Consider the following 21,499-nt stretch of genomic DNA (forward strand, 5'->3'; position numbering starts at 1 on the left):
TGTTTTTTCCGGATTACCGCTTTAAATCATGAAAATTGTTACCACTATTGAAGAGTTACGAAACCAGCTTCACGGCCAGTTGCGCACAGCCTTTGTCGCGACCATGGGCAACCTCCATGAAGGCCACCTGTCCCTGATGCGCCTGGCAAAAAAACATGGTGACCCTGTCGTTGCATCCATTTTTGTCAACCGGCTGCAATTCGGACCCAATGAAGACTTTGACCAGTATCCGCGCACCTTTCGCGCGGACGTCGAAAAACTGGAAAAAGAAGGGGTATATGTCCTTTTTGCCCCGACAGAAAAAGACCTGTATCCCGAACCACAGGAATTCAGAGTCCAGCCGCCGGAAAACCTGGGAGATGTGCTCGAAGGCAAATTCCGTCCCGGTTTCTTCAATGGCGTCACAACCGTTGTGTTGAAGCTTTTTTCCAGCATCAGCCCCAAGGTAGCTGTCTTTGGAAAAAAGGATTACCAGCAGTTGATGATTGTCCGGAACATGTGCCGGCAATTTGCCTTGCCGGTTGAAATCGTCGCGGCAGAAACCTATCGCGCCGAAGACGGGCTGGCCCTGTCATCCCGCAATATGTATCTTTCACCGGAACAACGCAAGGAAGCCCCTTTTCTGTACCAGACGCTGCAATATGTCGCAGCACAGGTTCAGGGAGGATATCCTGATGTTTTCAAACTGGAAAAACATGCCATGGATAACCTGGCAAAACGCGGCTGGATTCCCGACTATGTCTCCATCCGCAAGCAGATCAACCTGCAGCCGCCCACCGCTGGTGATATTGCAGAAGGTGAGCCGCTTGTTGTGCTGGCGGCGGCCAGACTGGGGGATACCCGGCTGATTGACAATCTGGAGATATAGCGATGAAAAAAGTAGCCCTGTTTTTTCTTTTCATGCTCTCTTTGAATGCCTATGCAGAAAACTGGAAATATGTCATTGCCTCTGACAACCAGGAAATTTATGTGGATGTCGATTCCATTGCCACTGTCGGCAAATACAGAAGAGCCTGGAGTATTTTCAACTATTCTGTTTCAGCCAGGGCACCAGGCACCAAATTTGATTTCATTTCCGACCGCTCGCTTTTCTTCTTTGACTGCAAAAAGAGAAGATATGGCCGGGCCACCCAGATCCTTTACTCCAAGCCCAATGGCGCAGGTGAATCCGATATGACATTCTCCGGAAAAATAAGTGATATCAAGTTTGAGAAGGTCGAGAAGGAAACCATCGGCGAAAACTTTTTCGATTTCGTCTGTACCCACTCAATCAATTAGAGCGTAGTTATACGCCCTCAGTAAATGCGGCTTACTGATCGCGCTGACTGGTGCGAGCCTTGTCTATTTTTTCGCAAAGTGCAGAAACGCCATCAATGAATCTGGGACCGGGCCTGTCCATCAGATCTGCATCGATTTCAAACACATTGTTTTTTCTGACCGCCTTGATAACCCCAAACCGGCGCCAGAAATTGATGCCATTTGCACTGCCGCCACTGCGTGAAATGAAAATGACATCCGGATTTTTTTCCAGTACGGACTCAATGCTGATACGAGGTGCAATGGTGTCCAGACCGGAAAAAATATTCTCCCCGCCACAAATCCGGATAGCCTCACTGATAATATGTTTTCCGGAGAGGGTATAAAGCGGCCTTTCCGAAATCTGGTAAAACACGGTTAATACAGGACGGTTTTCGTATTGTTTCTTCAGGCGTTCCAAGCGCATCTTCCATAGCGCTCCCTGTTTTTTTCCCTTTTCCGCCTGCCCGACCAGCGTACCGAATCGCTCCAGTGTTTTCGGTATGTCTTCCATGGTTTTCAGATCACTGTAAAAAACCGGAATCCCCATGCGCTTTAGTTGATCAATCTGGCGAACCGGATTACCCCCGCGCCAGGCGATGATCAGATCCGGTTTTAATGCCAGTACCCGCTCCATATCAATCCGCCGGTTATCTCCCACCAGCGGAAGTGATTGTGCTTCGGAAGGATAATTGCTGTAGCTGGTCACCCCCGCGATGTGTCCTGCACCGCCGGTCTCAAAAAGGAACTCCGTGATATGCGGCGCCGTGGAAATAATCCGCCCTGCGGGTTTTGGGAGGGTAACCGTGCGGCCATCATCATCCACCACACTGACCGCACCAGCCGATGTCACAACGAAACAAAGCAACAGCAGTATTTTCTTCATGGTGCTTTTCCGTATCAGGCAGGTATGTAAACTGCACGTCCCTCATGCTGCAGCATGGTAATGGGATATCCGAGGCAACGGGTCAGCAGATCGGTATTCATTATTTCAGATACCGGACCGGCAAGCCATGCCCCCCCTCTTCTATCAACAACACATGCGTTGCCACATCGTGTATGAGATTGAGATCATGCACAACCATTACCACGCTTTTTTCCTGTTCACGGCACAGCCTGCCAACAAGCTGCATCAGGCCGGCCTGGTGGGCAAGGTCCAGAGATGCCGCCGGCTCATCCAGCAACATAAGCGGCGTATCCTGCGCCAGTACAGCCGCCAGCGCCACCCGCTGGCGTTCGCCCCCTGAAAGCGACCGTACATCCCGGTCTTTCAGTGACAGGATGTCCATCTGCTCCATGGCGAAAAGGGCAGCCACCCAATCCGCATCCGTTTCCCAGTAATGCCTTGCATGGTAGGGATGCCGTCCGGCAAGCACGATCTGCATGACAGGGTATGCAAACGCATCGTGATAGGCCTGGGGGAGATAAGCCCGCTGCTGCGCAAGTGCAGGCATGCCCCATGAAAAAAGCGGTTTTTCATCCAGACAGACCGCTCCTGAATCCGGCTGACGCAATCCGGCAAGGGTCCTCATCAGCGTCGTCTTGCCTGCGCCATTTTTACCGAATACCACCCAGCATTCGCCAGGCAGGATCTCGCAATTCAAGTGTGTTAACAGCTGCTTTTTTTCTGTTGCCAGGCTCAGATTCCGGATACGCAGCATATCAATTACCTCGGAAGCGATACAGTTGAAAGAGAAAAACCGGCACACCAATCAGGGCGGTCACCGCACCGACCGGCAGCTGCTGGGGCGCCATCAGGATACGTGCCAGCGTATCCGCCAGTACGAGAAAACTGCCGCCAACCAGTGTCGCAGTTGGCAACAGCAGACGATGATCGGAGCCCAGTGCCATACGGCACAGATGCGGCACGATCAAACCGACAAAACCAATACTGCCGGCATTGCTTACTGCACAGGCTGTCAGTAATGCACTGCCGATAAAAAGCGACTTCCTGACCCATGCGACATTGACGCCCAACGCCGCCGCGTCTTCCGCATACAATGCCAGCAGATTGACAGAGCGGGCCATTTTGAGAATAATTGCCAGCACCACAAGAAGGACAACAACGGATAACCCGTTCATGCTCGCACCTTCCAGATCGCCCACCAGCCAGAAAACCATGCCTCTCAGGCTGCCATCGGGCGCAATGGAAAGCAGCAGGGTAACCAACGCACCGCAACCAAATGCCAGAATAACCCCCGTCAGCAAAAGACGGGTTCCCCCATCCGAACCAGCATACTGACCCAATTCCTTTCTGGCCAGCCAGTATAAAAATACTGCAACAGCGACAGCACCGGTGAAGGCAGCGGCATCCATCATCCATGCCGCCCCGCCCAGAAACAGCATCAGGAGTGCCCCGACTGAAGCACCGCCAGACACGCCAAGCACATAGGGATCAGCCAGTGGATTACGAAGCAGCGCCTGCATCATCACACCCGCAAGAGCCAGGGAGCCGCCTGTCAGAAAAGCGGCGAGTACGCGATGCAAGCGTAAGGAGAGAAGGATTGCCGTCAGTGAAACCGACTCACCCTGTATCATTTCAAAAAAAGCAGAAGGCAAAATGTGCCAGTTCACACTTTCAGAACCAGCCAAACAGGCCCCCAGAAGGCATAAAATGGAAAGTCCGGCCAGCACGACCAGCATGCCGAGCGGCCGTCTTTTCCATTGTATATTGCCAGTCTGAATACCGGTCTGGTTCAGCACATTATTGCCTCAAGGATTAGCGCTACATTTTCCAGTTTACACCCGCGAAAAACCCGCGATCGGGCATGTCATAACCATACGCAGTCTGGTAGTCCCGGTCAAAAAGATTCTCAATGCGGGCAAATACCGAGACTTCCTTATTTATCTGATAACGGGCATTCAAATTAAAGATAGCATAAGACGGTAACCGTTTATCACCGATATCCGGGCGGTGCTCTTCATAATGCACATCACCGCCCAAATACCATGCTCCTAACGTTTTGGATACATCAAGTGATGCCAGTTTTTTTGCGCGGCGATTCAGCTGCTTGTCCGTATCCCGGTTTTTTGGATCCTGAATCGTCAGATTGCCCCGGATATCAATCCCTGCCAACTGGGTTGTGCCGTTTAATTCGAAGCCTTTGTTTTTCGTTCGCCCCACGTTGAAATATTGTCCACTCCACCCTCCTGTACTGACCCAATCAATCATGTCACGGGTATGTGTATCAAAAAAGGTAGCGCGCACCAGCGTCTTGCCGCTGGCATACTGTATACCCGCTTCATAAGAACGGGACCTCTCAGCTTCCAGATCCTTGCTTCCCGAATAAGGGTCATAGACCTGGTAAAGTGTCGGCGCCAAGAAAGCCGTGGATACGCTTGCTACCAGTTTCCAGGAAGATGTCAGATCATAGCCATATCCCAGGTATCCGGTCACATCCGAACCAGACTCCTCTACATGGTCATATCTGGCATTCAGCTGCAGGTGGTGGTTGCCCATGTCGCCATTTACCCCCGCATACACACTGTGATTGGTTCGTGAAAAGGTTTTGGGTGCACCTGTCTGTGCCTTTTCTCTGGCAATGTCGGTTCCGACTGTTGCCACCCAGTCAGATGAGAGGGCAATCTGGTTATTCCATTGCGCCATGGAAGCCTGGCTTTTGAATTTACCGGTGTAATCGCCACTTGCCCCATTTTTGGAATATATCCAGCGCTCGATTTCAGTCTGTGAAAGCGTAACGGTTGAATCCCAGTTGGAAGTAAAGCGGTTTTTACTGAATGCGGCAGCGGTCCATTCCTTGGAGGTGCCGTGGTCCCACTGGTCTCGTTTGGTCGAACTTCCATCGTATTGATACTTGGCATCATAAGCGTACAGTCTCGCGCCAAACTCATTTCCCGGCCCCCATTCGCGGGAAATACCGGCATTGACACTGATGTTCCGGGTACCGTCATCATCCGGGTTGGCATTAGGGTACTGGTGTGTATTCATGCTTGAATACCCTTCTGTTTTGTAGCGCGTCACCCCCAGGTTATAGCGTATTTCTTCCTGTTTTCCGAAAATGCCCGCACTCAGTCTTGTGGTGCTGTCAGTACCTGCTTCTGCTGTCAGACTGACGCTTGGCGGCCCTTCACCCCGTTTGGTAAAAATCTGAATCACGCCACCGATAGCCCCGGAGCCATAGACTGCTGAGACATTGCCTCTCACAACCTCAATCCGTTCAATCTGATCAGGCAAAAGATGCTCCAGAGCGACAGGGGAACCGGTCGAACTGGTATCCCGAATCGGCACCCCATCAATGAGGATCAACACCTGATTTGAATTGGCACCTCGCATGAAAACGGATGACGTTGTGCCATAGCCACCATTTCTGGCAATACTGACGCCTGCTTCCTGCCGCAACAGTGTCAGGACATCAGGCGCCCTTTTTTTTCTCAATCATCTCCGATGTAATGACACTCGTGGAAGGAATCGCATCTTTCTGCGATTGCTCGATACGCGATGCCGTAACAACAACTGGTATGGGGTCTTCGTTTGTATCAGATTGTGCCCATGCAGGCGCTGCCAGACAGGCTGCAAGGACGGAAACAAGAAGAACCGGCTTTGACACCGGCAGGGGATTGCTTAAGGATGAAAAAAACATGACTGTTCCATGAAAATGCCAGGCTCGCGTCCCCGCAAGCCCCATTAAATAAAAGTGTGAAACAGCATGGGTACAACAATGCATTGCCAACACCAGGCAAAAACAATTGCGAAAACCACCCGTTTTCAGCACTTATCCTGTGTCTGGCCGGTATCCGGGCTGCAAGTCTTCGTATTACACATACGAAATCCGCCTCGCCTTCCCATGCGAAACCGCATAGTGACGTAATGAGACAGATTGTCGGGAGACACTTGCTTACCGTTGCGGGGGCAGCACACGTTGGCCGGTACAAACCGGCTTCGTGTTTCCCGTTTAACCGCGAAAAGGAATATTTTCACGAGCACCAGAGCAACAAGATTGTAGCGATGAGGACGGTATAAGGCAAATGCTGCCACCTTTCCGCAACGGAAAGGAAATATGACGTCAGGGTGCGCCCGGGAGTAAAATAAGCTTTTTCTGATAGTCAGCTGTATGCGTTTTACCAATCTGAAAAGCAATTTCCGCAAACCCCAAACCAGCCATGTCCTACGCTGGATGCTGGGATTGCATAACGAAAAGCGTCCGAAGGCTTCCGCCACCGGTGTCTCTGTTCCTTTTGTTCATAATGATGGCAAACAGCTCGGAAAAGGCGACAAGGATACGCTGACCTGGATCGGGCAGGCGTCTTTTCTTGTCCAGCTTGCCGGAATAAATGTGCTGATTGATCCTGTCATGTCGATGAATATCGGCTGGATCAGGAGAAACAGCCCGCCAGGTATCGCCTGGCCAGCCATGCCCAAAATTGATCTGGTACTGATCACACATAATCATCGCGACCATATGGATGTGCCCACACTGAAAAAGCTGGGGCCAGACCCTGTCTATCTGGTACCGCAAGGGCTCGGGCAGTGGTTTTTGAAAAACGGTTTTACACGCGTGATTGAAATGGGATGGTGGCAACAGGAGGAAGTAGCCGGACTACACATCACTTTCGTCCCCGCGGAACACTGGAGTCGCCGCGGTATTAATGATGTCAACACCAGCTGGTGGGGTGGTTTTGTCATTGAAAAGGATGGGATGCGTCTTTACCATTCCGGCGACACTGGCTGGTTTGACGGATTTACCGACATCGGCCGGCGTTTTGGTGAAATTCATGCCGCCATGCTGCCAATTGGCGCTTATGCACCCCGCTGGTTCATGAAACCACAGCATATCAACCCGGATGAAGCGGTTGATGCCATGACAGCACTTGGCGCAAAACGGCTGATCCCCATGCACTGGGGCACCTTCAAGCTGTCGGATGAACCGCTGGATGAACCTCCTCGTCTGCTTCACGACGCATGGGAACGCGTCAGCCTTCCTGATCGCTCACTGGAAGTTGCCGCACTGGGGCAAATCCTGATGCTGGATCAGTTCATCTGAAGAACGGCTGAGAAATCAGGGCGCTAACAGCATCTGGTTCAGGTGCTTCCAGCCGCTTTCATCTGACATGAAGTCATGACCGTCTTCGTTGACGATTTCAATGGTGCAGGACAATTCCTCTGACGAAAGCGGCTCAAACTGCGCCTGTTTTTTTGCCAGTACATCAGGGCCGGCTTCAGAAGGATCATTTCGCTGCATCTGTCTTGTCGTTACCCGCCTCAAGAGTGTTTCAGGGCTGGCAGTAATCATGGCTATCACAAAGGGTACCGATCTGTCGGCAGCCAGGTGCCTGAAGCGCTCCCGTTCTGCTTTCTTGAGGAAGGCCGCATCCACAATCACCCTAAATCCCGCATCCAGCAGTGTATCCGCCAGCTTTTCCAGCAGTCCGTAGGTTATTTCTGATGCGGTTTCACTGTAGATATTTATTTTCCCCCCGGCGCTGCTTTGCAGCGATCTGAAACCATAATGCCGTTTGCGTTCGATATCCGACCGTATCCGGATGGCCTGAATTGTGCCGAGGGCGGCCCGTGAAAATACGCTCTTGCCGGCACCGGGCAAACCGCAGGTAATCAGCAGACCGGCATTTCTGTCTTCAAGCATCTCCCGTGCCAATGCCATGTAACGACGGCTTTCTTTCAGGCTGGCCGCTTGTTGTGCGTCATCCGTTAGCTGGCGGTAGCGTATGGCAGCAACTTTTGCACGCACCAGTGCATGTGAAGCGCCAAAAACATCTACAAGGGCGGCTCCCTCATAGTCCCCGGTCTCTTCCAGGTAGCGGTTTAAAAGCTGCCACGCATAATCAGCCCGGCCAAAATAATGCAGGTCAGTAAAAGCAAAAGCCAGATCGCATATCACATCCACACAACGGAAATCCGGCGAAAATTCGATACTGTCGAAAAGAATAGCCTCATCATCAATGAAGACGATATTTCCCATATGCAGGTCACCGTGGCATTCGCGAACAAATCCATCCCGGTGACGTTTTTCAATGGTTTCTTTTCTTTCCTCCAACACCGCGAAATGAAGTGCCTCAAGCGCATCCAGTTTTTCCCGTTCCGGCATCAGGTCCGAACCGGAAAAAATCGTGCCCAGTTCGCTGTAATTATTTTCGAGTCCATGAAGGAGAAAATCATAAGTACCATAAGCCATCCCGGCAACCCCTCCGGTAATGGAAGGCAGGCTCTCATGGAAATACGCAATTTTCTCTGCCAGGCTATCAATATGAAGCGCCTGTAATCTCCCGTCTTCGAGCATGTGCGCCATTTCATTTTCTCGGGAAAAGCGCTTCATTTCCACAGCATATTCAAAAACAGGCTCGGCATTGATATGGGGGGCAGAAAGACTTCCGCCAAGAGACACAACCCGCTGGTAAATATCGGGCGCCGTTCGCTTGTTCAACCGGATTTCCTCTTCGCAATAGAAACGCCTGGAAGCCAGGTCGGAAAAATCCAGGAAATCAAGTTTGAGGGCCTTTTTTACTTTGTAGGCATTTTCTTTGGTCAGCAAAACCCATGACACATGGGTTTCAATCAACTCAGGATAAGGCAATGGCTGGATGCCACGAAACGTCTCCTTCCAGGCATGAATCAGTTCTTCCTGGTATTTGAGGTTTTCCGTCATGCTAAAAGGCATCATATCGTTCATCCCGGGGACTGGTCTGCTGGCGGCCTGTTTGCCGTTTGATCATCGTTTTTATCTTATCAAAACACATCACCTCAATAAAGAATACGCCGCTGAAAAACAGATCAGGCCAATTGAGCGAACCATACGAAAAAAGGGATACTGTCTTTACACAGCATCCCTTTTCTTTTGTCACGCCTGCCCACGTTCACGACACGAAAAAGACGAAGCAGCACTTTCAGAAATAACGGAGTTATGCGCTTTCCCGCGATTTGCCTGAGCGGCTGTTTTCACCGCCCTTGCGCCCAATCGCCGCCATATGGGCACGATTTCTGCTCACAGCAGCACCGCCTTTACGGCCGGCAATACGCGCTGCTTCAGATGTGAATACATGAGCCTTTCCCTGGGCATGTGCTGCACGGCCACCCATGCTGGAAATTTCCCTTTGTCTTTCCTTGGACATAGCGGCAAAACCGCGTTTTGCCGGTGTTTTGTGAGCACTTGCCTGACTCCTTGATTCTGAACGCATAGTAATCCCCTTTACACGTAATATATCTCCCCGGATATTGATTTTTCCGGATGAGATGCTATCAGAAAAAAAACTTTATATAAAACCACGACAGATTGGAGAGAAAGGCATATTAAAAGTTCCCGAAAATAAAAATACCCACAATAAAAAACAACGATTCAGCAATACCTCTTTATTCTTTATAAATTTACCCGAATTAATATTTTATTTAACGCACATTGTTTTAAATCAACTCTAAAAATTAATGATTTTAATCAAATAAATCATCATGTTAAAAAACATCATTCAAAATTTCTCATTATTTGTTTTCATGATTTTTGATAAATTTGATTTATTTCAAAATCATCACCCGCTCAAAACAGCATATTGGTAAATGTAAGAATTTTCCTATAGACATTCCCATGATTTCCTACAAACACATTAAGCAATCGCTGATATTAAGCAGTTTTTAATATTGACATAATTCAAACCATCCTGAATGGAGAAGTATTTAAACAAGATGGTTTTTGAAATTCATTTATTCAATAAAACGGGAGGGTGTGAAATTATGTTTCCAACAAAATCAAATGAAACAATTTCTGATGCATTGAAGTCCGTATCTCTGGAAGCCGGCAGGCAGAAAAACGGAAAACTGTGGTCCAACCTGAAGGAAGTCTGTGACCTGCTGCGTATCCCGGTCTCCCCCAATTCATCCATTGCAAGCGAAGAAACACTTTTCCAGCATGTCCAGTTCAAGACAGGACAACGGATCCATATGATTGGACAGCCCTTTGAAATGCTCTATGTCGTCAATTCAGGCTTTCTGAAAACGGTACTGATTGATGAGCTGGGCAATGAACAAATCCTCAGCTTTCCGATGAAATCCGACCTGTTGGGCGTGGATGGCATTAATTCCAGGTTTTATACGTCAGAAGCAGTGGCCCTTTCAGCCTGTGATCTCATCCTGATCCCCTTTAAAAAGCTGACCACCCTGGGAAGAACCTATCCCGAACTGGAAAATGCGATGTACAGTGTCATGAGCAGGGAGCTGGTTCGTGAACAGGCCATGATTTCCATGCTGGGGTCACTCAGTGCGGAAGGACGTGTTGCCCGTTTCCTGGTATCTCTTTCTGATCGCTTTGCCCAGATGGGATATTCCCACCGTATTTTCAATCTGCGCATGACCCGGCACGAGATTGGCAGCTATATTGGACTGACGCTGGAAACCGTCAGCCGGACACTTTCCGCGCTGCATGAAATCGGCTGGATCAGTGTTGATCAGAAAACCATCGAGATCAAGGATATTCAGGCCTTGCGTAATTTGAGAAGGCTACCCAATGCCAAGACACGCGCAAAAGACAAGGCAAAAGCGGCAAAAACAGACAAAGCCATCATGCCAGCTGTTAATCTGAACCAGCGTACCGGCACAGAATACTACGAAAGCGTGCTGCGCCCGACAGCATAAGCCGCTGGAATCATTCATCAAAAAAGGGAGACTGATGTCTCCCATTTTTCGATGCAACACCACCATTTGGGGCACAACGGCTTTGCAGCAGGCAATTTAAGGCGTCCTGTCCTGCCCCTGATAGTCCGACTGGCTTTACTCCATCTTTTTCAGGCGCTCTTTTGCTTCGGCGGCTGATTCGGAGTCAGGATATTTTTCAACAATCGTATTCAATGTTTTTTTGGCTGCCCAGAGATCTTTCAACCCCAGATGACTGCTTGCCATACTCAGCATGGCTTCCGGGGTTTTCTCGCTCTCCGGGTAACGTTTGACGAGTACCGCATGTGCTGACAATGCACTCTTGTAATCCTGTAAGAGATAGCAGGAATTGCCAAGCCCGTATTGTGCCAGTACTGCCAGCCCTGATTTCGGGTACTTGCGCAAAAAGGCGTTATATCCCGAAGCCGCTTCCTTGTAATTCCCTGCCTGAAAGGCCACTTCAGCCTTGTCAAAGAGCTGTTTTTCCTCCGGCTGTATGACAGAACGCTTTCCATCCACCGTCACGTGCTGCGGCTCAAATTTACCCAGCCGGTTATCCAGATCAACATAAAAGTCTTTCTGTTTCTGCAGCAGATTTTGAAGCTCATTGGTCAGTACCTCAACCTTGCCACGCAATCTGGCCACCTCCTCTTTCAATGCCTCGTTTTGCGTGGAAAGTTCGAGTAAGGCAGACTTGTCTGCCTTGTCATTGACTTTCGCACGCAGATCAAGGATGGAGCGCCGTGCATCGGTATCTTCAAACAGGGCCGCCTTCGCCTGCCATGGCAGCAGACAGGCAATAATCAGCGATAAAAGAAAATAAGGTGTCTTTTTCATGGCTTACTGGTAAACAATATCGGCACGACGGTTTTCAGCCCAGGATGCTTCATCGCTACCCTGTGCCCTTGGCTTTTCCTTGCCGAACGATACAGCTTCCATCTGGCTGTCACTCACGCCCAGAAGTGACATGGATTTGCGCACGGCTTCTGCACGCTTTTGCCCTAATGCCAGATTGTATTCACGGCCACCGCGTTCATCGGTATTGCCCTGGATGAGAATACGGCGGTTCTTGTTTTTGTTCAGGTAACGCGCATGAGCCTGTACCAAAGACTGATACTCATCCTGAACGACGTAGCTGTTAAATTCAAAATAAATGCTGCGCTTGGCCAGTTCTCCTTTCGGGTCATTCAACGGATCCGTCGAACCGGTACTCACCGTGGAAACCGTTCTGGAGTCAGTCTCAGGCCGCACATCCTCATCCAGTTTGACGGATGACTCACAGGCAGCCAGAAAAACAGCTGCCGAGAGGATAATGAGTAATTTTTTCAGCTTGTCCATGTTTTTTCCTTTTTAACAATTATTTCATAAACGGTCCCCATGAAGGCTCACGGATATCGCCTGCCTGCACTGAGATATTCTGTTTGATAAGCCCATCCACCGAGACAACAGAAAGCGTGCCTCTACGACCTTTTTCCGTTGCATACATAATGTACTTGCCGTTCGGAGAGAAGCTCGGGGATTCATCTTTTGATGTATCGGACAGACGTTGTTCCTGACTGTTCGTGAGATCAAGCAAATAAAGCTGGAATTGTCCACCACGTCTTGATATATATGCCAGATGCCTGCCATCAGGTGATACGCGTGGACTGATGCTGTAACCACCGGAGAAAGTCACGCGCTGGGCATTATCTCCGCTGATTGAACTGCGGTATATCTGGGGAGAGCCGCTTCTGTCACTGGTAAAGTATACCGACTGTCCATCCGGTGAAAATTGGGGTTCTGTATTGATACTGTTGGTTTTGGTCAATCGGCGCAATCCCGTTCCATCGGCATTGACAATGTATACCTGGGTGAGCCCGTCACGGGAAAGCGCAACGGCCAGCTTCGAGCCATCCGGGGACCAGGAGGGCGCGGAATTACTGCCCTTGTGGTTGGCCACCACCGTGCGTTGCCGGGTAACCAGGTTCTGCACATAGACCACCGGTTTTTTCGCTTCAAATGAAACATAGGCGACTTTCGTTCCATCAGGTGACCAGGAAGGTGAAATGATCGGTTCATTGGAGCGCAGCGCTATCTGCCGGTTTTCACCGTCCGCATCGGCAATTTCAAGCCGGTATTCCCGTCCTGCCTTGGTGATGTAGGCAATACGGGTAGAGAAAATACCCTTGAGACCCGTCAGCTTTTCATAAATGTCGTCAGCAATCTTGTGTGCCGATAACCGCAGCGCCTTGTCAGATGAGCCGAGCGACAAGGTTGAAATGGATTGTTTTTTAGCAATGTCATGCAGGCTGTACCGGATTTCATAGCGCCCGGTTGCCGTACTTTTCACACTGCCTGTTGCCAGGGCTTCAGCCCCTTTTGAACGCCAGTCAGCATAATTAATCGTTGCATCTTCAGCCAGTGTGTCTGTCGTATCAATTATTTTGAACATCCCGCTACGCGCCAGATCGGCCTTGATGATGGCTGAAAGCTTTTGTTTGGTGGATGTCTCTCCGGAAAACGCCGCAATGGCGACAGGAATCTGGCGGGCACCCACGCCTGAAATCTCAATTCGGATGCTGTCCTGTGCCGATGCCTGGGAAAACATCAGCAACAACAAGCTCAACAGAAAAACGGGATGCAAAAAATGGTTTCTTTTTCTCAGCATTACCTAGCCTTTTGGTTTGTGCGAGATTTCAAATCTCGATGGCACCCTGCCTGCATTATTCTGCGGGTAGGGTGCGGATTTTTCAATCGCCCGAAGTACGGCCTCGTCAAAACCGGGCACACCAGATGATTTCCGTATCCTGATACTCTTTATTGAGCCATCAGGCAGCAATTCCACATCATACTCAACCGGGGGATTGCCGCTCAAGGTGTCAGGAACATTAAAGATCGTGTTCAACTTAATTTTAGCACTGACTTTCTGGGTATAACCGCTGTCAGCACGAATACTGCCAGTGGAATAAGCCGACGTACCGCTTCCCCCTGTCCCGCTTTTCGCCGCAAGACGCTTGGCTTCCTCCGCCATGATAGCGTCCGCTTTTTTCTGGTCAGCCTGCCTGAGCTGTTTTTTCTTCGATTCCTCAGCTTCTTTTTTCTTCGTTTCCTCTTTTTTCTTTGTCTCTTCTTCCTTGCGCTTTTCTTCTTCTTTCTTTTTTTCTTCCTTGCGTTTCTTTTCTTCTTTCAGGGCAATATCCGGCTTGGCATCGGTTTTCGCTTCTAGCGGTGGCGGCGCCTTGACCTGCGGCTCAGGCATTTCAGCCGCCTCTTTAACGACCGGCTCGGGTATTTGCGCTCTTGGCGCGGCTTCGCTTACCTTGATATCCCATACCTCAGCCTCGACGGACCCGCCTTCTTCGCTTTGCCAGCTTACCCCAATCCATAAAAAGGCAAAAAGCGCCATATGGACGAACAGCGCCAGAATCAAGGACTGTTTTGTCTTTGATTCTTTCGGGATGGCGTGTAATCCTGAAGCCTCCATAAATCCTGCACCGCACCCTAACGGGTTGCCAGCCCCACCCTGCTTATGCCCATTTTCTTGGCATCCGAGATAGTTTTGACCACTTCTTCGTAACGAATATCCTTGTCGCCGGAGATCAGGACAGGATAGTCGGGATTGGCCGCATGCAGGGTGCGCAGCTTCTGCATCAGGACATCATGGTCTGATACGGATTCAATTTTTCCGCCGTCTTTGCCATCCTGTCTTACGCCGATTTCCGCCTGTGCATCAGGGCGCAACGAAATATGGATATAGCTGGTTGGCGGTAATGCGGTCTTTTCAGCTGATGGCAGGTTGATCGCACCAGGAATGGTCATGGGCGACACCACCATGAAAATAACCAGGAGCACCAGCATGACATCAATGTATGGCACCACATTGATTTCGGATTTAAGCTTGCTTTTACGGCCACCCCGCAGGGAGCCCTGTCCGGAAATCTGATATGACATAGCGTTTTCCTATTTCGACTGTCGTTGAAGAATATTGGAGAATTCTTCAATAAAACTCTCAAAGCGGATGGCAAGGCGATCCACTTCGTGCGAATAACGGTTGTAAGCGAGAACGGCCGGAATGGCGGCAAAAAGGCCAATTGCTGTGGCAATGAGCGCTTCTGCAATACCGGGCGCAACAGCGGCAAGGGTTGCCTGCTGGACATTGGCCAGTCCGCGAAACGCATTCATGATGCCCCAGACCGTGCCAAATAGCCCCACATAAGGGGAAACCGATCCCACGGATGCCAGGAAAGACAGATGGGAATCCAGGTTATCCATTTCACGCTGGTAAGCTGCCCGCATGGCACGGCGCGCACCATCCAGCAGTGCAACCATGTCGGTTCCTGACATGGTTGTTGCCGATTTACCCTTCATGTACTCACTCATACCGGCATGAAATATCCGTTCCAGCGCACCGGTGCGATTATTACTGCTGGCACGGTCATAAAGGCTTTTGAGATTGCCGCCGGACCAGAACGCACTTTCAAAAGCCGCTGTCTGGACATGCGCATCCCTGATGGCAAACATTTTCCGGAAAATGTACATCCAGCTCATGACGGAAACGATCAGTAACAACGCCATCACCAGCTGAACCAGCAGGGATGCGTTAAGGATCAGGGAAACAAAGGAAAGATCTTGGGAGACACTCATGAGGATAATATGAAAACAGTTAGAAATTTATTAAAAAAACCATCTTGTTAATTTTGCATTTTTTCCAGAATACCGGATGGTATCGCAACCGGCCGCATCTGTGGTAACGAAACTGAAACAATCTGTATCAGGCCGCTGGCCAAAAGGGTGTCACCGCACCAGGCTTTCTGTGAAAAATGAACGGATGCTTTTCCCATCCGTTCAACCTCAACGGTGATTCGCAGCGCATCATCCAGCCGGGCGGATTTGATATAGTCAACCGACAGGCGGCCGACAACAAAAATCTGCGAATACTCATCCATCAGCATCTGTTGCGATACCCCAAGGCTTCGCAGCCATTCTGTTCGGGCACGTTCGAAAAACTTCAGGTAATTGGCATAAAAGACGACCCCGCCCATATCCGTATCTTCGATATAAACCCGAAGCGGCCATTCAAAAACAGAAGCGGTTTTTTTTTGGAAATATGACATAAAGCAGGCTATCCAGTCAGGCGCTGTCCCTCATCGGAACGGTTCATCTCTTTTTCCAGCGCAGGCGGAAATCATCAATGACCGGTATGATGGCAAGCAGAAAAAGTGCTGCCGAAATAAAAATGGTGGTGATGTATCCGATAAACTGAAAACCGAGCGCACCGGTAACGCCCCCCAGGAAAAACATGACAAGCAGATTGATGAGCAAAATCAGTTTGCCCCGGTTGGCACGGACATAGGTTTCATCTTCTTTTCCAACACCCCGGTTCCAGAAAAGCATCTTGCCGAATTCCATGCCGATATCCGTCACAATACCGGTGACATGGGTTGTCCGGATAACCGCATTGGAAATACGCGTGATAATCGCGTTTTGCAATCCCATCAGAAAGCAAAGCAGCATGACGGTAAAGGAAACAAAGAGTCCCATGTGCTCATGGAGTTTCTGGCCGACAAAGCTGAAAACCAGAAGCAGGATCGCCTCCAGTATGAGGGGGATGGCATATTCGCTCTGCAGCCGCTTGCCCCGCGCCCAGTTCACCAGCAACTCGGTACAGGTTGCGCCAAAAATAAAACAGAGTAATGAACCGAGTGCCGCAAGCGCCAATCGCAAATCGCCTAAAACCAGCCCATCAGCCATGAATGAAACAACACCCGTCATATGGGATGTGTACTGATTGACAACAACAAATCCACCTGCATTGATGGCGCCGGCAATAAAAGCCAGTGATAACCCCAAATGGATATCAGCTCTGAGACTGCGCTCCAGTCCCGTGAGTCTGCGCAGGTAGAGAATTGGCATAATTTATTCTAACGAGGAAACCCGGATTCTTTCACTCCATTGAACGCCACCCGACTCAAACAGATACCGCAACCATCAGGTCTTGGGCAGCGTCACGCCCACCTGGCCCTGATATTTGCCGCCACGATCCTTGTAGGAAACCTCACAGACTTCATCACTTTCCAGAAACAGGACCTGTGCACACCCTTCCCAGGCATAAATCTTGGCTGGCAGCGGTGTTGTGTTTGAAAACTCAAGCGTGACATACCCTTCCCATTCCGGCTCAAAAGGGGTGACATTCACAATAATGCCGCACCGCGCATAAGTGGATTTGCCAAGGCAGATGGTCAGCACATTTCGCGGAATACGGAAATATTCGACCGTTCGTGCCAGCGCAAAGGAATTGGGCGGAATAATGCAGACATCGTTTTTAATATCGACAAACGAGTTCTCATCAAAATTTTTCGGATCGACAATAGTGCTGTTGATATTGGTAAAAACCTTGAACTCATCAGCACACCGGATATCATAACCATAGGAAGACAGACCGTAAGAGACGATTCTCTGATCATTCAATGTCCTGATCTGCCCTTTTTCAAACGGCTCAATCATGCCGTGTTCTTCGGCCATCTGCCGAATCCATCTATCAGATTTGATACTCATATCGATTGCAAGTAAAGGTGGTTTTTATCATGCCAGCCAGCCCGGATAAGAAGATAAACTGTCATAGCTGCCGCCATTTTACCTTGCTTTGGTCTGTGCAGGAATGAAAAATTATTAACATGTCGCTGAAAAAACGGTTTGTCTGCCCGGCATGAAGAGAATTGGGAGCAAGACTGATACAATGAAAGCATGGACTTTTATTTATGCAGGGAAGCGCCTGTTTCTTTCCCTGTTTTTACCTTGAAACCAGGAACATGAATGCCATGGATCTTTCAAATCATTTTCTGATTGCAATGCCGTCAATGCATGATCCTGTCTTTGGCGGCACGGTGGTTTATTTATGCGAGCACAACGAGCGCGGTGCGCTGGGTATTGTGATCAACAAGCCCACAGAAATCACGATTGACAGCCTGCTTGAGCGCCTGGATCTGAAACTGGAAATACATGCCCTGATGGGCAGACCTGTCATGTTCGGCGGCCCGGTACAGGATGATCGGGGCTTTGTTCTGCACTCTCCTAAAGGCAAATTTTCATCCATGCTGCAAATTACCAATGAGATTGCCTTTACCACATCGCGTGATGTGCTGGAAGCGCTGGCTTCCGGCTCAGGCCCTGAGCGGGTTTTAGTCAGTATCGGCTATGCCGGGTGGAGTCCGGGGCAACTGGAAGAGGAAATCGGCCGCAATGGCTGGCTGACCGTAGCGGCAGACCCTGATGTCATTTTTGACATGCCCATTGGCGAGCGTTATGTTGCCGCCATGAAACTGTTGGGAATTGATCCGCTTATGCTGGTACCGCAAGGCGGCCATGCGTAACTTTTACCTGGATTTTTAACGCATCGCGATCCTGAAATGGAAGACGTCATACTCGCATTTGACTTTGGTCTCAAACGCATCGGTGTGGCTGTAGGCAATACGCTGTTAAAAAAGGCCCGGCCGCTGACAATTATTCATGAAGAATCCAATACCGGCCGCTTTAATGCGATAGAATCCCTCATCATGGAATGGCAACCGGCCAGCCTTGTTATCGGGCTGCCTTTTCATGCGGATGGGAAAGAACATGACATGACAAAACGCTGCCGCCGTTTCGCCAACCAGTTGCACGGACGCTTCGGTCTTGGTACTGTGCTGGTTGACGAGCGTTTTTCTTCATGTATTTTGAATTTTAAACAGGGTCAGGCAGATGACGCGCATGCTGCCGCCCTTATTTTGCAACAATACTTTGATGAATCCACCTCTTGACAATCTTGATGCAGAAGCCCTGTATCAAACACTCTTGCAGCAAATACAGGCTGAACTCATTGACGAGCCCAATCTGGCGCTGGTAGGCATTCATTCCGGTGGCGCCTGGATTGCTGAGCGTATGGCAAAAGACCTGAAGCTGGAAAATCCTCCCGGCTTTATCGACGTCTCCTTTTACCGGGATGATTACGCACAGAAAGGCCTGCCTGCTGCGGTAAAACCCACCCAGATCCCTTTCGATGTGGGAGGGGCGACCATTTTATTGATCGACGATGTGCTGTATACCGGCAGGACGACCCGCGCTGCCATCAATGAATTGTTTGACTATGGCCGCCCGGGAAAAATCCTGCTGGCCGCCCTGATCGACAGAGGCGACAGGGAATTGCCGATTGCCGCCAATTTTGTTGCCCTGACAGTATCCATTCCCAAAAACCAGGTGCTGGAACTGCACCGGACTGATGACAATATCTTTTCACTGACGGTAGAACATGCCTAATCCTCAGCTAAACCAGCACGGTGAGTTACAGCATCTGCTGACCATAGAAGGACTTCCGTGTGAAGTGCTGACCCATATTCTGGATACTGCGGCTTCTTTTCTGAGCATTTCAGACAGGGAAGTCAAAAAGGTGCCCCTGATGCGCGGGAAAAGTGTCTTTAACCTCTTTTTCGAGAATTCCACACGGACACGCACCACCTTTGAAATCGCAGCAAAACGCCTCTCGGCAGATGTCATTAATCTGAATATTGATGCGTCCAGTGCCAGCAAGGGAGAGTCCCTGTTAGACACCATCGATAACCTGAGGGCCATGCACGCTGACATGTTTGTTGTCAGACACGCCCAGTCAGGCGCGCCTTTTTTGATTGCCCAGCACCTGAACGCACACAAGCAGCGCTATATCCATGTCGTCAACGCCGGTGATGGACGGCATGCGCACCCGACACAGGGGCTTTTGGACATGTTTACGATCCGCCACTACAAGCAGGATTTTTCCAATCTCACCGTGGCTATCGTTGGTGATGTATTGCACAGCCGGGTTGCCCGCTCTGACATCCATGCGTTGAAAATACTGGGGGTGCCTGAAGTCCGCGTGATTGGCCCGAGAACCCTGGTCTCCTCCCATATGGAGGAAATGGGCATCCGTTTGTACACGGATATGGCCCAAGGCCTGAAAGATGTTGATGTCATCATCATGCTGCGTCTGCAAAACGAGCGGATGAACGGTGCCCTGCTGCCCTCTGCACAGGAATTCTTCAAAAATTACGGCCTGACGGTTGAACGGCTGGCAATGGCCAAACCCGATGCGATTGTCATGCATCCCGGCCCGATGAACCGGGGGGTGGAAATTGACTCGGCAGTGGCTGATGGCAGCCAGGCGGTCATTCTCTCCCAGGTGACATACGGTATCGCGGTGCGAATGGCGGTCATGAGCATCCTGGCAGGAAATTGAACACCGGCAGGTTTTGATCAGTTGAGAGATAAAGAGCGATTCCAGGGACACATTACATGAAACTGCACATTCAAAACGGACGCCTGATTGATCCGGCCAATGGGGTAGACGGCGAAAAGGAGATCTTCATCGCCGATGGCAACATACTGGCGGTGACAGAACCCGGCCAATCCCGGCCCGACTTCACGCCGGATCGCATCATTGACGCCAGCGGACTCATCGTTTCACCCGGTTTTGTCGATTTGTCCGCCCGTTTGCGTGAACCTGGATATGAATACAAGGCAACCCTTGAGTCTGAGATGAATGCCGCCATGCATGGCGGTGTCACCAGCCTGGTCTGCCCGCCGGATACTGATCCGGTTCTGGATGAGCCCGGTCTTGTTGAAATGCTGAAATACCGGGCAAAATCGCTCTATCAGGCGCATGTTTATCCACTGGGCGCACTGACGGTTGGCTTGAAAGGCGAATCCCTTACCGAAATGGCGGAGCTGAGGGAATCCGGCTGTATCGGCTTTTCGCAGGCAGCCGAACCCGTCCGTAATACGGAAATGCTGATGCGCGCCCTGCAATACGCAAAGACCTATGACTATTGCGTGTGGTTAAGACCGCAGGATGCCTGGCTGGGACGCTCAGGCATCGCGCATGCAGGACCGGTTGCGGCAAGGCTGGGGCTGTCTGGTGTTCCTTCCATTGCCGAAACGATTGCACTTTATATGTTGTTTGAGCTGGTTCGCCAAACAGGCGTTCGTCTGCATCTGTGCCGCCTCTCCACAGCCAAAGGGATTGAACTGGTCCGTGAAGCCAAAAAAGAGGGGCTATCGATTACGTGTGATGTCGGTGCACATCACGTTCACCTCACAGAAGACAATATTGATTTTTTCGACTCCAACGCCCGCATGCTACCGCCATTTCGCTCACGGGAAGACCGTGATGCGATTTCGCTTGGCCTGTTGGATGGCACGATTGATGCCATCTGCTCGGATCATACCCCGGTGGATGATGATGAAAAAATGCTGCCATTTGGCGAGGCAACCCCTGGAGCGACCGGACTTGAACTGCTCTTGCCTCTGACACTCAAATGGGCAGAAGAGCACACAGCAAATTCACCCGATGCACTCTCACGAGCAATTGCCAAAATAACCAGCGATCCGGCCCGTATCCTTCAACTGCAATGCGGACAACTCACACCGGATTACGTTGCTGATATCTGCCTTTTCGATCCGGCTGTCAAATGGATCGTAAAGCCGTCCGCATTTGCCAGCCAGGGCAAACATACGCCCTATGAAGGAAAAGAAGTCACAGGACAGGTGAAAATGACGATTGTGGAAGGCCGGATCGCCTATGAAAGTATCACCGGCTGACAGCAA

At 50.3% G+C, this 21,499-nt stretch carries 25 protein-coding genes and 1 riboswitch; of the genes, 9 read left to right on the forward strand and 16 right to left on the reverse strand.

Annotated features, from left to right (window positions below; all coding sequences use genetic code 11):
* The first annotated feature begins 28 nt into the window (after window positions 1-28).
* Both panC and NB640_RS03405 read left to right on the forward strand, forming a co-directional pair.
* Window positions 29-868 carry a pantoate--beta-alanine ligase gene (panC, locus tag NB640_RS03400; protein ID WP_269309751.1) on the forward strand — a complete coding sequence of 280 codons (840 nt, stop codon included), beginning with the start codon at window positions 29-31 and terminating at the stop codon, window positions 866-868.
* Between the two features lie 2 nt (window positions 869-870).
* Window positions 871-1,278, forward strand: a complete 408-nt coding sequence (locus NB640_RS03405) for a surface-adhesin E family protein (RefSeq protein ID WP_269309752.1) — start codon at window positions 871-873, stop codon at window positions 1,276-1,278.
* A gap of 31 nt (window positions 1,279-1,309) precedes the next feature.
* Here NB640_RS03405 and NB640_RS03410 read toward each other — a convergent pair whose 3' ends face one another.
* From NB640_RS03410 to NB640_RS03430, 5 genes are all read right to left on the reverse strand, one after another.
* Window positions 1,310-2,182, reverse strand: coding sequence for a cobalamin-binding protein (locus tag NB640_RS03410; RefSeq protein WP_269309753.1), 873 nt, complete (start codon window positions 2,180-2,182; stop codon window positions 1,310-1,312).
* Window positions 2,183-2,282: 100 nt separating this feature from the next.
* Window positions 2,283-2,957, reverse strand: a complete 675-nt coding sequence (locus NB640_RS03415; protein ID WP_332880226.1) for an ABC transporter ATP-binding protein — start codon at window positions 2,955-2,957, stop codon at window positions 2,283-2,285.
* A 1-nt stretch (window position 2,958) separates the two neighbouring features.
* Complete coding sequence (locus NB640_RS03420; protein ID WP_408637953.1) at window positions 2,959-3,939, reverse strand: FecCD family ABC transporter permease; 981 nt, start codon at window positions 3,937-3,939, stop codon at window positions 2,959-2,961.
* 82 nt (window positions 3,940-4,021) lie between these two features.
* The gene (locus tag NB640_RS03425) at window positions 4,022-5,692 is read right to left on the reverse strand and encodes a TonB-dependent receptor domain-containing protein (protein WP_269309755.1); all 1,671 of its coding nucleotides are present in this window, start codon (window positions 5,690-5,692) and stop codon (window positions 4,022-4,024) included.
* A complete protein-coding gene (locus NB640_RS03430; RefSeq protein ID WP_269309756.1) occupies window positions 5,670-5,897 on the reverse strand; it encodes a hypothetical protein in 228 nt (75 codons plus the stop codon). The genes NB640_RS03425 and NB640_RS03430 overlap by 23 nt, the downstream gene beginning before the upstream one ends.
* Before the next feature lie 128 nt (window positions 5,898-6,025).
* Window positions 6,026-6,260: riboswitch (cobalamin riboswitch) on the reverse strand.
* A gap of 108 nt (window positions 6,261-6,368) precedes the next feature.
* Between NB640_RS03430 and NB640_RS03435 the strand changes: the two genes are divergently transcribed.
* Window positions 6,369-7,298: an MBL fold metallo-hydrolase gene (locus NB640_RS03435; protein ID WP_269309757.1), complete on the forward strand. Its 930-nt coding sequence runs from the start codon at window positions 6,369-6,371 to the stop codon at window positions 7,296-7,298.
* Between the two features lie 15 nt (window positions 7,299-7,313).
* Here the strand turns inward: NB640_RS03435 and NB640_RS03440 are convergent, their stop codons facing one another.
* Window positions 7,314-8,933 carry a bifunctional aminoglycoside phosphotransferase/ATP-binding protein gene (locus NB640_RS03440; RefSeq protein WP_269309758.1) on the reverse strand — a complete coding sequence of 540 codons (1,620 nt, stop codon included), beginning with the start codon at window positions 8,931-8,933 and terminating at the stop codon, window positions 7,314-7,316.
* Window positions 8,934-9,171: 238 nt separating this feature from the next.
* Window positions 9,172-9,447: a KGG domain-containing protein gene (locus NB640_RS03445; RefSeq protein WP_269309759.1), complete on the reverse strand. Its 276-nt coding sequence runs from the start codon at window positions 9,445-9,447 to the stop codon at window positions 9,172-9,174.
* A 547-nt stretch (window positions 9,448-9,994) separates the two neighbouring features.
* Here NB640_RS03445 and NB640_RS03450 point away from each other — a divergent pair.
* On the forward strand, window positions 9,995-10,891 hold the full coding sequence (locus NB640_RS03450; RefSeq protein ID WP_269309760.1) for a Crp/Fnr family transcriptional regulator: 897 nt from the start codon (window positions 9,995-9,997) through the stop codon (window positions 10,889-10,891).
* Between the two features lie 135 nt (window positions 10,892-11,026).
* On the opposite strand, the gene ybgF is transcribed toward NB640_RS03450, so the two are convergent.
* The 9 genes from ybgF to dcd form a co-directional block, all read right to left on the reverse strand.
* Window positions 11,027-11,746, reverse strand: coding sequence for a tol-pal system protein YbgF (gene ybgF / locus NB640_RS03455; protein ID WP_269309761.1), 720 nt, complete (start codon window positions 11,744-11,746; stop codon window positions 11,027-11,029).
* A 3-nt stretch (window positions 11,747-11,749) separates the two neighbouring features.
* On the reverse strand, window positions 11,750-12,247 hold the full coding sequence (gene pal, locus NB640_RS03460) for a peptidoglycan-associated lipoprotein Pal (RefSeq protein ID WP_269309762.1): 498 nt from the start codon (window positions 12,245-12,247) through the stop codon (window positions 11,750-11,752).
* A 19-nt stretch (window positions 12,248-12,266) separates the two neighbouring features.
* A complete protein-coding gene (gene tolB / locus NB640_RS03465) occupies window positions 12,267-13,556 on the reverse strand; it encodes a Tol-Pal system beta propeller repeat protein TolB (protein WP_269309763.1) in 1,290 nt (429 codons plus the stop codon).
* A 3-nt stretch (window positions 13,557-13,559) separates the two neighbouring features.
* Window positions 13,560-14,372 (reverse strand): energy transducer TonB, encoded by an 813-nt coding sequence (locus tag NB640_RS03470; RefSeq protein WP_269309764.1) that lies wholly within the window; start codon window positions 14,370-14,372, stop codon window positions 13,560-13,562.
* Between the two features lie 17 nt (window positions 14,373-14,389).
* Entirely contained in the window at window positions 14,390-14,839 is a 450-nt protein-coding gene (locus NB640_RS03475) for an ExbD/TolR family protein (protein WP_269309765.1), read from the reverse strand.
* Between the two features lie 9 nt (window positions 14,840-14,848).
* Window positions 14,849-15,532 (reverse strand): protein TolQ, encoded by a 684-nt coding sequence (gene tolQ / locus NB640_RS03480; RefSeq protein WP_269309766.1) that lies wholly within the window; start codon window positions 15,530-15,532, stop codon window positions 14,849-14,851.
* A 47-nt stretch (window positions 15,533-15,579) separates the two neighbouring features.
* Complete coding sequence (ybgC, locus tag NB640_RS03485; RefSeq protein WP_269309767.1) at window positions 15,580-16,002, reverse strand: tol-pal system-associated acyl-CoA thioesterase; 423 nt, start codon at window positions 16,000-16,002, stop codon at window positions 15,580-15,582.
* 43 nt (window positions 16,003-16,045) lie between these two features.
* Window positions 16,046-16,801 (reverse strand): YoaK family protein, encoded by a 756-nt coding sequence (locus NB640_RS03490; protein WP_269309768.1) that lies wholly within the window; start codon window positions 16,799-16,801, stop codon window positions 16,046-16,048.
* A gap of 75 nt (window positions 16,802-16,876) precedes the next feature.
* Complete coding sequence (gene dcd, locus NB640_RS03495) at window positions 16,877-17,443, reverse strand: dCTP deaminase (protein ID WP_269309769.1); 567 nt, start codon at window positions 17,441-17,443, stop codon at window positions 16,877-16,879.
* A gap of 254 nt (window positions 17,444-17,697) precedes the next feature.
* On the opposite strand from dcd, the gene NB640_RS03500 reads away from it, so the two are divergent.
* From NB640_RS03500 to NB640_RS03520, 5 genes are read left to right on the forward strand one after another with little or no spacing between them, the layout of a single operon-like run.
* Window positions 17,698-18,258, forward strand: coding sequence for a YqgE/AlgH family protein (locus NB640_RS03500; protein ID WP_269309770.1), 561 nt, complete (start codon window positions 17,698-17,700; stop codon window positions 18,256-18,258).
* A 36-nt stretch (window positions 18,259-18,294) separates the two neighbouring features.
* On the forward strand, window positions 18,295-18,684 hold the full coding sequence (ruvX, locus tag NB640_RS03505) for a Holliday junction resolvase RuvX (RefSeq protein WP_269309771.1): 390 nt from the start codon (window positions 18,295-18,297) through the stop codon (window positions 18,682-18,684).
* Complete coding sequence (gene pyrR, locus NB640_RS03510) at window positions 18,668-19,180, forward strand: bifunctional pyr operon transcriptional regulator/uracil phosphoribosyltransferase PyrR (protein WP_269309773.1); 513 nt, start codon at window positions 18,668-18,670, stop codon at window positions 19,178-19,180. Before ruvX ends, pyrR begins: the two co-directional genes overlap by 17 nt.
* Window positions 19,173-20,132 carry an aspartate carbamoyltransferase catalytic subunit gene (locus NB640_RS03515; RefSeq protein ID WP_269309775.1) on the forward strand — a complete coding sequence of 320 codons (960 nt, stop codon included), beginning with the start codon at window positions 19,173-19,175 and terminating at the stop codon, window positions 20,130-20,132. Before pyrR ends, NB640_RS03515 begins: the two co-directional genes overlap by 8 nt.
* A 56-nt stretch (window positions 20,133-20,188) precedes the next feature.
* Window positions 20,189-21,493 carry a dihydroorotase gene (locus tag NB640_RS03520; RefSeq protein WP_269309777.1) on the forward strand — a complete coding sequence of 435 codons (1,305 nt, stop codon included), beginning with the start codon at window positions 20,189-20,191 and terminating at the stop codon, window positions 21,491-21,493.
* Window positions 21,494-21,499: the final 6 nt, after the last annotated feature.

This window comes from Oxalobacter vibrioformis (genome assembly GCF_027118995.1).
Lineage (GTDB): Bacteria > Pseudomonadota > Gammaproteobacteria > Burkholderiales > Burkholderiaceae_D > Oxalobacter > Oxalobacter vibrioformis.

Excerpts from the sequence above, each read along its gene's own strand:
- ruvX (WP_269309771.1), top strand. The coding sequence starts at position 18,295 with ATGGAAGACGTCATACTCGCATTTGACTTTGGTCTCAAACGCATCGGT.
- pal (WP_269309762.1), bottom strand. The coding sequence starts at position 12,247 with ATGGACAAGCTGAAAAAATTACTCATTATCCTCTCGGCAGCTGTTTTT.
- NB640_RS03430 (WP_269309756.1), bottom strand. The coding sequence starts at position 5,897 with ATGTTTTTTTCATCCTTAAGCAATCCCCTGCCGGTGTCAAAGCCGGTT.
- NB640_RS03405 (WP_269309752.1), top strand. The coding sequence starts at position 871 with ATGAAAAAAGTAGCCCTGTTTTTTCTTTTCATGCTCTCTTTGAATGCC.
- NB640_RS03420 (WP_408637953.1), bottom strand. The coding sequence starts at position 3,939 with ATGCTGGTCGTGCTGGCCGGACTTTCCATTTTATGCCTTCTGGGGGCC.
- NB640_RS03500 (WP_269309770.1), top strand. The coding sequence starts at position 17,698 with ATGAATGCCATGGATCTTTCAAATCATTTTCTGATTGCAATGCCGTCA.
- NB640_RS03475 (WP_269309765.1), bottom strand. The coding sequence starts at position 14,839 with ATGTCATATCAGATTTCCGGACAGGGCTCCCTGCGGGGTGGCCGTAAA.
- tolQ (WP_269309766.1), bottom strand. The coding sequence starts at position 15,532 with ATGAGTGTCTCCCAAGATCTTTCCTTTGTTTCCCTGATCCTTAACGCA.
- NB640_RS03490 (WP_269309768.1), bottom strand. The coding sequence starts at position 16,801 with ATGCCAATTCTCTACCTGCGCAGACTCACGGGACTGGAGCGCAGTCTC.
- NB640_RS03410 (WP_269309753.1), bottom strand. The coding sequence starts at position 2,182 with ATGAAGAAAATACTGCTGTTGCTTTGTTTCGTTGTGACATCGGCTGGT.
- NB640_RS03445 (WP_269309759.1), bottom strand. The coding sequence starts at position 9,447 with ATGCGTTCAGAATCAAGGAGTCAGGCAAGTGCTCACAAAACACCGGCA.
- NB640_RS03520 (WP_269309777.1), top strand. The coding sequence starts at position 20,189 with ATGAAACTGCACATTCAAAACGGACGCCTGATTGATCCGGCCAATGGG.
- pyrR (WP_269309773.1), top strand. The coding sequence starts at position 18,668 with ATGAATCCACCTCTTGACAATCTTGATGCAGAAGCCCTGTATCAAACA.
- panC (WP_269309751.1), top strand. The coding sequence starts at position 29 with ATGAAAATTGTTACCACTATTGAAGAGTTACGAAACCAGCTTCACGGC.
- NB640_RS03450 (WP_269309760.1), top strand. The coding sequence starts at position 9,995 with ATGTTTCCAACAAAATCAAATGAAACAATTTCTGATGCATTGAAGTCC.
- NB640_RS03440 (WP_269309758.1), bottom strand. The coding sequence starts at position 8,933 with ATGATGCCTTTTAGCATGACGGAAAACCTCAAATACCAGGAAGAACTG.
- NB640_RS03435 (WP_269309757.1), top strand. The coding sequence starts at position 6,369 with ATGCGTTTTACCAATCTGAAAAGCAATTTCCGCAAACCCCAAACCAGC.
- tolB (WP_269309763.1), bottom strand. The coding sequence starts at position 13,556 with ATGCTGAGAAAAAGAAACCATTTTTTGCATCCCGTTTTTCTGTTGAGC.
- NB640_RS03415 (WP_332880226.1), bottom strand. The coding sequence starts at position 2,957 with ATGCTGCGTATCCGGAATCTGAGCCTGGCAACAGAAAAAAAGCAGCTG.
- NB640_RS03470 (WP_269309764.1), bottom strand. The coding sequence starts at position 14,372 with ATGGAGGCTTCAGGATTACACGCCATCCCGAAAGAATCAAAGACAAAA.
- dcd (WP_269309769.1), bottom strand. The coding sequence starts at position 17,443 with ATGAGTATCAAATCTGATAGATGGATTCGGCAGATGGCCGAAGAACAC.
- ybgC (WP_269309767.1), bottom strand. The coding sequence starts at position 16,002 with ATGTCATATTTCCAAAAAAAAACCGCTTCTGTTTTTGAATGGCCGCTT.
- ybgF (WP_269309761.1), bottom strand. The coding sequence starts at position 11,746 with ATGAAAAAGACACCTTATTTTCTTTTATCGCTGATTATTGCCTGTCTG.
- NB640_RS03515 (WP_269309775.1), top strand. The coding sequence starts at position 19,173 with ATGCCTAATCCTCAGCTAAACCAGCACGGTGAGTTACAGCATCTGCTG.